The following is an 11,585-nucleotide window of genomic DNA, read 5'->3' as shown; positions in this document are numbered from 1 at the left end:
AGGGCATATCGGTGCTAGTTGATCTACGAGAGCAGCGATATGCCCTAGATCGACGGGGCTGGGGGGCGTGGGCGCTCCACGGGTTTCGGAGCGTGGGGGCACGTCGGGGCCGGGCGCGGGGGCGCGACGCGCGGGGGCAGCGCGGGGGCGCGACGCGCTGGGGCGGCGCGGGGGCGCGACGCGCTGGGGCGGCCTGGGGGCGCGACGCGCTGGGCGGGCGCGAGGGCCCGCTGCCGTGGCCCGGTGTCTAGCCGGCAGCCAGGGATATACCTCGCAGGTATATTTATGACTCACAGGTATACCGCTCAGACGGACGGCGGCCACCCAACACCGGGTGGGGCCCGCCGTGTCCCGGCGCGGGGATCAAGCCTGACCGCCCGGAGCCCGGCACCCCGCGAGCGGCGCACCCCGCCCCGACGCACCCCGCCTCCGACGCACCGCAACCCGACACCGAGCACGCAACCAGCCCAGGCCGCCACATCGAGCCAACCGCCGGCCGCCCTGAACCACAGCGTGACGAGGCCCTAGGGTGGTCAGCGTGGCAACCCTTCTGCTTCTGCGACACGGCCGCACGACGGCGAACGCCGACGGTGGCTTGGCCGGTCGGCAACCGGTCGAGCTGGACGAGACCGGGCGCGCCCAGGCGGCCGCGGTGGGTGAGCGGTTGCGGGCGGTGCCGCTGGCCGCGGTGGTGACCAGCCCGCTGGTTCGCTGCCGGCAGACCTTGGAGTTGGCGCTTCCGCAGGCCGAGCCGGTGGTCGAGGAGGGGTTGATCGAGTGCGACTACGGCAGTTGGGAGGGGCAGCCGCTCAAGAAGCTCGCCAAGGAGCCGCTGTGGCCCGTGGTCCAGCAGCGTCCCAGCGCGGCGGTCTTCCCGGGCGGGGAGGCGATGGCGGCGATGGCGGCACGCGCGGTGGGGGCGGTACGCGCCTGGGACGCCCGGGTGAGCGCCGAGCACGGGCCCGAGGCGGTCTGGCTGGCGTGCAGCCACGGTGATGTGATCAAGGCCATCGTGGCGGACGCTCTCGGCGTACACCTGGATCTTTTTCAGCGGATCGTGGCCGACCCGGCGTCGGTGACCGCGATCCGCTTCACGCCGCTACGGCCGTTCCTGGTCCGGCTCAACGACACCGGCGGCGATCTCGCCGCCCTGGTCCCGCCGCCGCGTAAGCGGCGCCGGCGGTCGACCCGCCCGGCCGATTCCGACGCCGCCGTCGGCGGCGGGGCCGGGGCGACGCGATGATCGGGTCCGGGCTCCGAGCAGGGGGTCGATGGGTCGCCACGCCCGGGTGCAGCCGCCGGTACGTCGGGCGCGCCGCCGCTGCGGCGATTCGGGTCGGTGGGGTGCGCGATGCCATGACGGGCCGGATAGGGTCGTGGGTATGACCCACCAGGTGCACGCCTTCGAACCGCCGGAGCGGTTCGTCGCCGGGACCGTCGGGCCGCCGGGGGAGCGCACGTTCTTCCTGCAGGCCCGCGGCGGCGGTCGGCTGGTCAGCGTCGCGCTGGAGAAGGTCCAGGTGTCTCTGCTCGCCGAGAAGCTCGAGGAGTTGCTCACCGAGGCGCAGCGGCGCTTCGGGGTGGACCTGCCCGAGGTGCCGCCGGCGGTCGGCGACAACGAGCCGCTGGACACGCCGGTCGACGAGGAGTTCCGGGTCGGGACGCTCGGGTTGGCCTTCGACGTGGACACCGCGACCGTGGTGATCGAGGCGATCGCGGCCGGCGAGGTCGAGGCCGAGGTCGAGCTGGGCGACGAGGACGAGGTCGACGACGACGACGAGGACGACGACGAGCCCGACGAGGATCTGGACCGGCTCCGGGTCCGGCTCACCCCGCAGGCCACCCGCCAGTTCATCGAGCGGGCCCGGCGAGTGGTGAACGCGGGCCGGCCGCCGTGCCCGCTCTGCGGCCAGCCGTTGGACCCCGCCGGGCACCTCTGCCCGCGGCACAACGGTTACCACCGGTGACCTTGTCCGGCCTCCAGCCCCTGCACGACGACGACGCCGCGCTGCGGCTGTTGCGAGACGGCGCGCTCGACCTGGAAGGTCGGCTGGTCGACGCCTCGAACACCACCTTGCGGGGCATCCTGACGCTCGATGACGCCACGGCCCGCTGCGTCTACAAGCCGGTACGGGGCGAGCGCCCACTCTGGGACTTCCCGGACGGCACGCTCGCGGGCCGGGAGGTCTCGGCGTACCTGGTCTCCCGGGCCACCGGCTGGGACCTGGTGCCGCCGACCGTGCTGCGGGACGGCCCGTTCGGCCCGGGCTCCTGCCAGCTCTGGATCGACGAGCCGGAGGAGGCCGAGCCGCTGGTCGGGTTCGTGCCTGCCGACGCGCTGCCGCCGCGCTGGTTCCCGATCGCCGCGGCCCGCGACGACGACGGGACGGCGTACGCGCTGGCGCACGCCGACGATCCGCGGCTGGCCCGGCTCGCGGTGCTCGACGCGGTGCTCAACAATGCCGACCGCAAGGGCGGTCACGTGCTGGTCGGTGGCGACGACCGGATCTATGGCGTGGACCACGGGGTGAGCTTCCACGTCGAGGGCAAGCTGCGTACGGTGCTCTGGGGCTGGGCCGGCAAGCAGCTGCCGCCGGATGCCATGGAGATGCTCGACGGGCTCGCCGGGCAGGTCACCGGTGCGCTCGGCGCGGAGCTGGCCGACCACCTGACGATCAGCGAGATCGCCGAGTTGGCCGCCCGCATCGACGAGTTGCGCCGTACGGATTGCTTCCCGCAGCCGTCCGAGGACTGGCCTGCGGTGCCCTGGCCGCCCATGTGATCCGCTGTCATCTTGATCACCCGTGGGGCGGCCCGGAGCCGTCGTGGCGCTGGCTAGGCTGAGAGTCATGGAGTCTTGGGCGGGACACGAGGTGCCACAGCTGCCGGGCAGGGGCGAGCCGTTGGCGTTGTACGACTCGGCGCGGCAGAGTGTCCAGCCGAGCGAGCCGGCCGGCGGCGGCAGCATGTACGTCTGCGGCATCACCCCGTACGACGCCACCCACCTCGGGCACGCCGCCACGATGATCACCTTCGATCTGGTGCAGCGGATGTGGCGCGACGCCGGCCATCCGGTGCGCTACGTGCAGAATGTCACCGACATCGATGACCCGCTGCTGGAGCGGGCCGCCCGCGACGGCGAGGACTGGGTGGTCCTGGCGATGCGCGAGACGGCACTGTTCCGGGAGGACATGGAGGCGCTGCGGATCATCCCGCCGGCGCACTACGTGGGCGCGGTCGAGTCGATCCCGGACATCGCCGACAAGGTCGAGGTGCTGCTCAAGGACGGTGCCGCGTACCGGCTCGACGACGGCACCGGCGACGTCTACTTCGACATCTCCGCCACCGGCCGGTTCGGCTACGAGTCGAACCTGACCCGGGAGCAGATGCTGGAGATCTTCCCGGAGCGCGGCGGTGACCCGGACCGGGCCGGCAAGCGCGACCCGCTGGACCCGCTGCTGTGGCGCGGCAGCCGCGAGGGCGAGCCGTCCTGGCCGGGCGGGGAGCTGGGCCCGGGCCGTCCGGGCTGGCACATCGAGTGTGCGGTCATCGCGCTGAACCTGCTCGGCGACCGGATCGACGTGCAGGGCGGCGGCAACGACCTGCTGTTCCCGCACCACGAGGCGTCCGCGGCGCACGCCGAGCGGCTGACCGGCCAGGCGCCGTTCGCCGAGCACTACGTGCACGCCGGGATGATCGGCCTGGACGGCGAGAAGATGTCCAAGTCCCGTGGCAACCTGGTCTTCGTCTCCCGGCTGCGCGCCGACAAGGTCGACCCGATGGCGATCCGGTTGGCGCTGCTGTCCGGGCACTACCGCAGCGACCGCACCTGGACCGATGAGCTGCTGACCGCCGCGCAGGAGCGGCTGGCCCGCTGGCGGCAGGCCGCCGCCGCGCCCGCCGGGCCGTCCGGGGCCGAACTGCTGGCCGGCGTACGCGAGCGCCTCGCCGATGACCTGGACACGCCCGGCGCCCTGGCCGCAGCCGACCGCTGGGCCGACCAGACCCTCGCCGGCGCGACGGCCGACAAGAATGCCCCCGCCCTCTTCGCCAAAACAGTAGACGCCCTCCTCGGCATCCACCTCTGAACCCCCTGCCCTGTTGATCAATAGGTTTGCGTCAGGTTCGGCTCCAACGGTGACGCGAAGCTCTTGATCAACGGGGCGGGGCTGGGGGAGGGCGATGCGGGCCGGGGGGTTAGCCGAGGACTAGGCCGGGGTCGGGTTCTGGGTCGGGGGTTGGGCCTGGGACCTGGTACTCCTCGGTGAGGGTGGTCATCGGACCGGGCCAGGTGGCCTGGGCGACCTCGATCGGCTTGCGGTGCCCGTCGTAGGCGACGTGCAGCAGGTGCAGCACCGGGGTGTCGGGTCGGATCTGCAGGGTCTCGGCCTCGTCCCGGCTGGGCTGGCGGGCGCTGATGGTGTCGGTGGCCGAGACGTACCGCCGGCCGGTGGCCTCCTCTGCCTCCTGGTAGAGCGGCCGGCCGAACGCCTCGGCGCGCTCCAGCGAGGTGCCGGCGGTGTCGGCGGGCAGGAACCAGGAGGCACCCACCTCGACCGGCGAGTCGTCGGTGCGTACCAGGTGGCGGCGGCAGAGCAGGTCGGTGCCGTCGGGCACGCCGAAGGCGTCGGCCACCTCGGCGGGTGCGGGGGCGCGGCCGACGGAGACGAGCTGTTGGCGGTACCGGGCGGCGAGATCGGTGTGGTAGCCGCGGAAGCCGCCGTACCGGCCGCGGGAGAGCCGGTTGAGTCGGCGGCGGGTGCCTCGGACGTACGTACCGGAGCCGGGTTTGGTGATCAGGATGCCCTCGACCCGCAGCTGGTCGACGGCGCGTTGCACGGTCTGCTTGGCGACGCCGAACATCTCGGCGATGGCCGGGATGGACGGCAGTCGTTCGCCCGGCCCCCAGTCGCCGCGGCGGACCTGGGCCTTGAGCTGCGCGGCGATCTGCCGGTGCGGGAACTCGGCGGCCCCGGGATTGATCTGCATACCCGCCTCCTTGATCACATCTAGGTTCCTAGGATGCCCTAGCGGGTGTGACCTCGCCACCCCGGACACGCGCGAGGGGACACGAAAACGGGCCCCGGACAACGAGGTCCGGGGCCCGCAGGAAGACAGCCGCTACCAGGAACCGGCGGTGGGACCGGCTGAGCCGCCCCGGCGCCGCAGGTACTTCTCGAACTCCTGCGCGATCTCGTCACCGGTCAGCGGGGTGATCCCCTCGTCGCCGACCCGCTCCTCCAGCTCGCGGACGTACTCGCCGAGCTCGGCGTCCTGCTCGGCGGCGCCACGCACCCGCTGCTCCCACTCGGCGGACTCCTCGGCCAGATCGGCCATCGGGACCGGCAGGTCGAGCACCTCCTCGACCCGGTGCAGCAGGGCGAGGGTGGCCTTGGGGCAGGGCGGGTTGTTGGCGTAGTGCGGCACGTGCACCCAGAACGAGACCGCGTCCACCTCGGCACGGTTGCACGCGTCGTGCAGCACGCCGACGATGCCGGTCGGCCCGTCGTAGCGGGTGGGCGTGAGTTGGTAGCGCTCGGCGGCCTCCGCGTCCGAGGCGCTGCCACTGATCGGCAACGGCCGGGTGTACGGCACGTCGGCGAGCAGCGCGCCGAGCAGCACGACGCGCTCCACCTCAAGGCTGTGGCAGATCTCCAGGACCTGCTCGCAGAACGTACGCCAGCGCATGCTCGGCTCGATGCCCCGGATCAGCACCACGTCCCGCTCGGTGCCCTCGGGGCTGGCCACCATGAACCGGGTCGTCGGCCACTCCACCCGACGGGTCTCCCCGTCGGCCATCGTGACGGTCGGCCGGCTGACCTGGAAGTCGTAGAAGTCCTCCGGGTCGAGCTCGCTGATCTGCCGGGCGTGCCAGACCTGCTCCAGGTGCTCGACGGCGGCGGTGGAGGCGTCCGCGGCGTCGTTCCAGCCCTCGAACGCGACGATGGCCACCGGGGAGCGCAGCACCGGCAGTCCGTCGAACTCGGTCACGCCGTCACCCCACCCTGCTCGTCGCGGCCGGCGCCGGGACCGTGCCCGGTCGTCGAACCGTAAGGCACAGCGGCGTCCCTGTTGTCCTTCACGTCCGTCAGCCTACGTGCCAGGCAGGGATGCGGCCCGTCGGCCGCGCCGGTCGGCCCGGCCAGCACCCGGTCATACGATAACGAACCGGACGGCGTGATCCCGCTGACACAATATGGGATCGGGCACGGAGGAACGGTGGGTCCGGGGGAAACGGAACTAGCCTGTACGGGTGCGGAACTCGTTGATGGATGTGCTGGCCGACCGGATCCTCATCGCCGACGGCGCGATGGGCACGATGCTGCACGCTGCGGACCTCACGCTCGACGACTTCGACGGGCTGGAGGGGTGCAACGAGATCCTCAACGTCACCCGGCCGGACGTCGTCCGTGGGGTGCACGACGCGTACCTGGCCGCCGGCGCGGACTGCGTGGAGACCAACACGTTCGGCGCCAACCTCGCCAACCTGGGTGAGTACGACATCCCGCACCGCATCCGGGAGCTGTCCGAGGCGGGAGCCCGCATCGCCCGGGAGGCCGCCGACGCGGCCAGCACGCCGCAGCGGCCCCGGTTCGTGCTCGGCTCGATCGGCCCGGGCACCAAGCTGCCCACCCTCGGGCACACCGACTACGCGATCCTGCGCGACGCGTACCAGGAGAATGCCGCCGGTCTGATCGCCGGCGGCGCGGACGCGCTGATCATCGAGACCAGCCAGGACCTGCTCCAGGTCAAGGCGGCGGTGGTCGGGGCGAAGCGGGCAAAGGCCGAGCTGGGCCAGCAGGTGCCGATCATCTGCCAGGTCGCCATGGAGACCACCGGCACCATGCTGGTGGGCAGCGAGATCGGCGCGGCCCTCGCGGCGATCGAGCCGCTGGGCGTGGACCTGATCGGCCTGAACTGCTCCACCGGTCCGGCCGAGATGGGCGAGCACCTGCGCTACCTGTCGCAGCACTCCCGGATCCCGGTGTCGGTGATGCCGAACGCCGGCCTGCCGGTGCTGACCGCCGACGGGGCATACTTCCCGCTCACCCCGGTGGAGTTGGCCGACGCGCTGGAGCGGTTCGTCAACGAGTACGGCGTCTCGCTGATCGGCGGCTGTTGCGGCACCACGCCGGAGCACATCCGGGTGCTGAACGAGCGCCTGAACGGCGCGACCGCCACCGCTCGCGAGCCGCGGCACGAGGCGGGTGTCTCGTCGGTCTACCACCCGGTGCCGTTCGCGCAGGACGCCTCGGTGCTGATGGTGGGAGAGCGGACCAACGCCAACGGTTCCAAGGCGTTCCGCGAGGCGATGCTGGCCGAGGACTGGCGGGCCTGCGTGGAGATCGCCCGCAGCCAGGCGCGGGACGGCTCGCACCTGCTCGACCTGTGCGTCGACTACGTCGGCCGGGACGGCACCCGGGACATGCGGGAGCTGGCCGGCCGGTTCGCCACCGCGTCGACGTTGCCGATCATGCTGGACTCCACCGAGCCGGGCGTCGTCGAGGCGGGGCTGGAGATGCTCGGCGGCCGGTGCGTGGTCAACTCGGTGAACTTCGAGGACGGTGACGGCCCCGACTCCCGGTACGCGCGGGTGATGCCGGTCGTGCGCGAGCACGGCGCGGCCGTGGTGGCGCTGCTCATCGACGAGGAGGGCCAGGCGCGTACCCAGGAATGGAAGGTCCGGGTCGCGGCCCGGCTGATCGACGACCTGACCGGCCGCTGGGGGATGGACCGCTCCGACATCCTGATCGACGCGCTGACCTTTCCGATCGCCACCGGTCAGGAGGAGACCCGCCGCGACGGCATCGAGACGATCGAGGCGATCCGGGAGATCGCCAGCCGCTACCCGGGCGTCAACTTCACCCTGGGCATCTCGAACATCTCCTTCGGGCTCAACCCGGCGGCTCGGCAGGTGCTCAACTCGGTGTTCCTGCACGAGTGCGTGCAGGCCGGGCTGACCTCCGCGATCGTGCACGCCAGCAAGATCCTGCCGATGTCGAAGATTCCCGACGAGCAGCGCCAGGTCGCGTTGGACCTGGTCTATGACCGGCGCCGCGAGGGGTACGACCCGGTGCAGCGTTTCCTCGAACTCTTCGAGGGCGTCGATGTGACCAGTGCCCGGGCCAGCCGGGCGCAGGAGTTGGCCGCGCTGCCGCTGGACGAGCGGCTCAAGCGGCGGATCATCGACGGTGAGCGCAACGGCCTGGAGGCCGACCTGGACGCCTCGATGGCCGACGGCCGGGCCCCGCTGTCGATCATCAACGACATCCTGCTGGACGGGATGAAGGTGGTCGGTGAGCTGTTCGGCTCCGGGCAGATGCAGCTGCCGTTCGTGCTCCAGTCCGCCGAGGTGATGAAGACCGCGGTGGCATACCTGGAGCCGCACATGGAGACCGCGGAGGACGGCGGCAAGGGCCGGATCGTGCTCGCCACCGTGCGCGGCGACGTGCACGACATTGGGAAGAACCTGGTCGACATCATCCTGTCCAACAACGGCTACGAGGTGGTGAACATCGGCATCAAGCAGCCGATCAGCGCCATCCTGGAGGCCGCCGAGCAGCACCGCGCCGACGCGATCGGCATGTCCGGGCTGCTCGTCAAGAGCACCGTGATCATGAAGGAGAACCTGGCCGAGATGGCCACCCGCGGGGTCGCGGAGCGCTGGCCCGTACTGCTGGGTGGTGCCGCGCTGACCCGGGCGTACGTCGAGGACGACCTGCGGTCGGTCTTCCCCGGCCAGGTGCACTACGCGCGCGACGCGTTCGAGGGGCTGTCCCTGATGGACCGGGTGATGACCGCCAAGCGCGGCGGTGCGCCGGTGGTCGACCCGGAGCGGGAGGCGGCCCTGGCGGCCCGGCGGGCACGCCGCGAGCGGCAGCGCACGGTGGTCACCGAGTCGCTGCCGGAGCTGCACGACTCCTCGGTCCGCTCCGACGTGGCCGCGGACGTGCCGGTGCCCGCCGCGCCTTTCCTGGGTACGCGGGTGATCAAGGGCGTGCCGATGGCCGACTACGCGGCTCTGCTGGACGAGCGGGCCACCTTCCTGGGCCAGTGGGGGCTGCGCGGCGCCCGTGGCGGCGGCGGTCCGTCCTATGAGGAGCTGGTGGAGACCGAGGGCCGGCCGCGGCTGCGCTACTGGCTGGACCGGCTGATCGCCGACCAGGTGTTGGAGGCGGCCGTGGTCTACGGCTACTTTCCGGCGTACTCCGAAGGCAACGACCTGGTCGTGCTGGACGAGAACGGGCACGCCGAGCGGGCCCGGTTCTCCTTCCCCCGCCAGCGGCAGGAGCGGCGGCTCTGCCTCGCGGACTTCTTCCGGCCCAAGGGCGACCAGCTCGATGTTGTCGCGTTGCAACTGGTCACCGTCGGCCAGCCGGTCAGTGAGTACGCGGCGAAGCTGTTCGCCCGCAACGAGTACCGCGACTACCTGGAGGTGCACGGGCTCTCCGTGCAGCTCACGGAGGCCCTGGCGGAATACTGGCACCGGCGCATCCGCTCCGAGCTGACCCTGCCCGACGGCCGTCCGCTCGGCCACGACGATCCGACGGACCTGGCCGGCCTGCTGCGCAACGACTACCGGGGCTGCCGGTACGCGTTCGGCTACCCGGCCTGCCCGGACCTGGAGGACCGGGCGAAGATCGTGGATCTGCTCGGGGCGGACCGGATCGGGGTGGAGTTGTCCGAGGAGTTCCAGCTGATGCCGGAGCAGGCCACCGACGCGATCGTGGTCCACCACCCGGAGGCCAGCTACTTCAACGCCAAGTGACGACCTCAGGTGTCCTGACCTGCACCTGAGGCCGCCTGGAAGGCCGCTGAAGCACGATCACACGGTCTGCGACTGCGAGGACCAGAAAGGGTATGGGTGAGTCCAGGAGGCTGGCCGGCGGACGATGTCGGTGCGGGCAGGCAGTGGCAGGACTGGCTGGATGCTGTGGACGAGCTTGGGGCAGATCCGAGTGTCGAGGCATTCGAGGAGGTAGTGGCGGCGGCCGTGACATTGTTGGCCGCGTTGACTCCGCCGCCTGGGTCTCGACGCCCGCGTCCGAACCGGTTGGCGGCGTTGGTGGAGCGCTGGGGTGTGCACGTGGACGCGATCCCGCGCCTGAGCGTTGAGCAGGTGGAGACTCCGCCCGAGGACGGGGACGTCAGGCGGTAGTGGTGGTAGCGAGCGCGACCAGCCCGGGCCAGGTTCGCCACAGGTCACGCGAACACTGAGCCGTCAGACCGCCGTAGGGTGCGGGACATGCCTGAGGACAGGGACGTCGTTCTTCGCCTGGACCGACCGACAGCCACGTCGCTCGCGGACCTGATCTACAACATCGGCGAACACCAGGCCGCCGGGCTGCCTGTCGCGGAGCTGTCGACAGACGACAGCGAACGGCTCGGGCGGGTGCTCCATGACCTCTGGCGAGCCTTGGGCGTCTCGCCTCCGTACGGCGACGGTGGCGGCAAGGCACCTCGTCGCCGGATCTGATCGGTTCCGTGGCTGACGGCCGTCCGAGATCGTGGAATCCGACGAGGACGACCTCGGGTTGAGCGCTGCACGCCGAAGACCGCTGGATGCCGCTGCGGCTATTCGTAGCCACTGGCCATCAACAGTGCCTCGCCGACGAGCTGCCAGGTTGGCTGGTCGGGCATGGTCCGTCCCTCGTTGGCGTATCTGCCGTCAATGTCGGTGAGAGACGACGAGAGCGCTCCGAGGAAGGACTCCAAGGTTGTGTTCTCCCACTCGTCGGGGTGCGCGATCAGGTCAGCTTGCATGCCGTCGACCAGACGTGCGATGTCCTGTCGGGTGGCAGTGGCGGGCGGGTCATCGACGTCGGCGAAGCGGCCGTAGGGTTGGTGAACTGACACCGGGCCATTTTGACGTGCTGACAGTCGGTCGTGTTGCCGGCCCCGACGGCCACCGTCAGCTGACGCCGTTGCCACCACCTGAGCGGGCCCTGAATCCGGCCCGTTCGGCTGCCGACGCAGTGGACGCTTCTAGTGCTCGTCGAGCGGTGTCGAGGGTGACTGGCTGAGCCCGTAGAGCTCGTTGAGGTCGAGCAGGTGGTGGCCGAGTACCGATGCTGCCCCGAGGTTGAGCACGAGCACCATGAACACGTTCGGCGTCTCGGACGCGATGAGGACATGCTGATACGCCCCGTTGGGCATCTGCCAGACGTTCGTCACCTCCTCGCGGCTGAAGTCGTGGCCGGCGAAGTGATCATGGGGGATGGCGTCGAAGTAGGGCCAGAAGTCGAACGGCGGACGCTCATCGACGTCGACTGGTGCCGGTGGACTCCCGTGCGTGGCCTTGAACTCATCTGCCGTCAGTAGTCGCACCGGGCCATGATGCCTGCTCGATGAAGTGCAGATCGAAGCGGTCGACCCGCAAGGGGCAGAGCGACAAGGTTGCAGGTCCGGCCCCGAGCAGGTCCGGCGGATCCTGCCACCCGCTGGTCTCCACCAACTGCCAACCGTCGCCCAGTTCGCGCAACCATCAATGCTGGTGACGGAACCGCGCCTAGGGCATGTTTCATAAGAACTGGCCGGCCTGCGGCGGGCCCGGACGACGACCGGCGGCGTTGCGGTTTCGTCCG

10 protein-coding genes are annotated in these 11,585 nt (G+C 71.1%); 6 read left to right on the top strand and 4 right to left on the bottom strand.

Annotated features, from left to right (window positions below; all coding sequences use genetic code 11):
• The first annotated feature begins 529 nt into the window (after positions 1 to 529).
• From ACFQGL_RS32020 to mshC, 4 genes are all read left to right on the top strand, one after another.
• Positions 530 to 1,243, top strand: coding sequence for an MSMEG_4193 family putative phosphomutase (locus tag ACFQGL_RS32020; RefSeq protein ID WP_377516383.1), 714 nt, complete (start codon positions 530 to 532; stop codon positions 1,241 to 1,243).
• 139 nt (positions 1,244 to 1,382) lie between these two features.
• The gene (locus ACFQGL_RS32015) at positions 1,383 to 1,967 is read left to right on the top strand and encodes a DUF3090 domain-containing protein (protein ID WP_377516382.1); all 585 of its coding nucleotides are present in this window, start codon (positions 1,383 to 1,385) and stop codon (positions 1,965 to 1,967) included.
• Complete coding sequence (locus ACFQGL_RS32010; protein WP_377516380.1) at positions 1,964 to 2,782, top strand: SCO1664 family protein; 819 nt, start codon at positions 1,964 to 1,966, stop codon at positions 2,780 to 2,782. Before ACFQGL_RS32015 ends, ACFQGL_RS32010 begins: the two co-directional genes overlap by 4 nt.
• Positions 2,783 to 2,849: 67 nt before the next feature.
• A complete protein-coding gene (gene mshC / locus ACFQGL_RS32005; protein ID WP_377516378.1) occupies positions 2,850 to 4,088 on the top strand; it encodes a cysteine--1-D-myo-inosityl 2-amino-2-deoxy-alpha-D-glucopyranoside ligase in 1,239 nt (412 codons plus the stop codon).
• A 109-nt stretch (positions 4,089 to 4,197) separates the two neighbouring features.
• Here the strand turns inward: mshC and ACFQGL_RS32000 are convergent, their stop codons facing one another.
• Together ACFQGL_RS32000 and ACFQGL_RS31995 are read right to left on the bottom strand one after the other, a co-directional pair.
• Positions 4,198 to 4,989: a GntR family transcriptional regulator gene (locus ACFQGL_RS32000; protein WP_377516376.1), complete on the bottom strand. Its 792-nt coding sequence runs from the start codon at positions 4,987 to 4,989 to the stop codon at positions 4,198 to 4,200.
• A 132-nt stretch (positions 4,990 to 5,121) separates the two neighbouring features.
• Positions 5,122 to 5,991 (bottom strand): PAC2 family protein, encoded by an 870-nt coding sequence (locus ACFQGL_RS31995; RefSeq protein WP_377516375.1) that lies wholly within the window; start codon positions 5,989 to 5,991, stop codon positions 5,122 to 5,124.
• Positions 5,992 to 6,268: 277 nt separating this feature from the next.
• On the opposite strand from ACFQGL_RS31995, the gene metH reads away from it, so the two are divergent.
• Positions 6,269 to 9,769, top strand: a complete 3,501-nt coding sequence (metH, locus tag ACFQGL_RS31990; RefSeq protein ID WP_377516384.1) for a methionine synthase — start codon at positions 6,269 to 6,271, stop codon at positions 9,767 to 9,769.
• A 477-nt stretch (positions 9,770 to 10,246) separates the two neighbouring features.
• Positions 10,247 to 10,477, top strand: coding sequence for a hypothetical protein (locus tag ACFQGL_RS31985; protein ID WP_377516374.1), 231 nt, complete (start codon positions 10,247 to 10,249; stop codon positions 10,475 to 10,477).
• Between the two features lie 98 nt (positions 10,478 to 10,575).
• Here ACFQGL_RS31985 and ACFQGL_RS31980 read toward each other — a convergent pair whose 3' ends face one another.
• Positions 10,576 to 10,857 carry a DUF7660 family protein gene (locus ACFQGL_RS31980; RefSeq protein WP_377516373.1) on the bottom strand — a complete coding sequence of 94 codons (282 nt, stop codon included), beginning with the start codon at positions 10,855 to 10,857 and terminating at the stop codon, positions 10,576 to 10,578.
• Positions 10,858 to 10,986: 129 nt separating this feature from the next.
• Positions 10,987 to 11,328 (bottom strand): hypothetical protein, encoded by a 342-nt coding sequence (locus ACFQGL_RS31975; RefSeq protein WP_377516372.1) that lies wholly within the window; start codon positions 11,326 to 11,328, stop codon positions 10,987 to 10,989.
• Positions 11,329 to 11,585: the final 257 nt, after the last annotated feature.

The sequence above is a fragment of the Micromonospora vulcania genome, from assembly GCF_042658605.1.
Lineage (GTDB): Bacteria > Actinomycetota > Actinomycetes > Mycobacteriales > Micromonosporaceae > Micromonospora > Micromonospora vulcania.
The sequence above is the reverse complement of the archived record's forward strand: the minus strand, read 5'-3'. Positions and strand labels throughout refer to the sequence as shown.

What these genes read in the sequence shown, in the direction of transcription:
- ACFQGL_RS32000 (WP_377516376.1), bottom strand. Translation starts at nt 4,989, where the DNA reads ATGCAGATCAATCCCGGGGCCGCCGAGTTCCCGCACCGGCAGATCGCC.
- metH (WP_377516384.1), top strand. Translation starts at nt 6,269, where the DNA reads ATGGATGTGCTGGCCGACCGGATCCTCATCGCCGACGGCGCGATGGGC.
- ACFQGL_RS32015 (WP_377516382.1), top strand. Translation starts at nt 1,383, where the DNA reads ATGACCCACCAGGTGCACGCCTTCGAACCGCCGGAGCGGTTCGTCGCC.
- ACFQGL_RS31985 (WP_377516374.1), top strand. Translation starts at nt 10,247, where the DNA reads ATGCCTGAGGACAGGGACGTCGTTCTTCGCCTGGACCGACCGACAGCC.
- mshC (WP_377516378.1), top strand. Translation starts at nt 2,850, where the DNA reads ATGGAGTCTTGGGCGGGACACGAGGTGCCACAGCTGCCGGGCAGGGGC.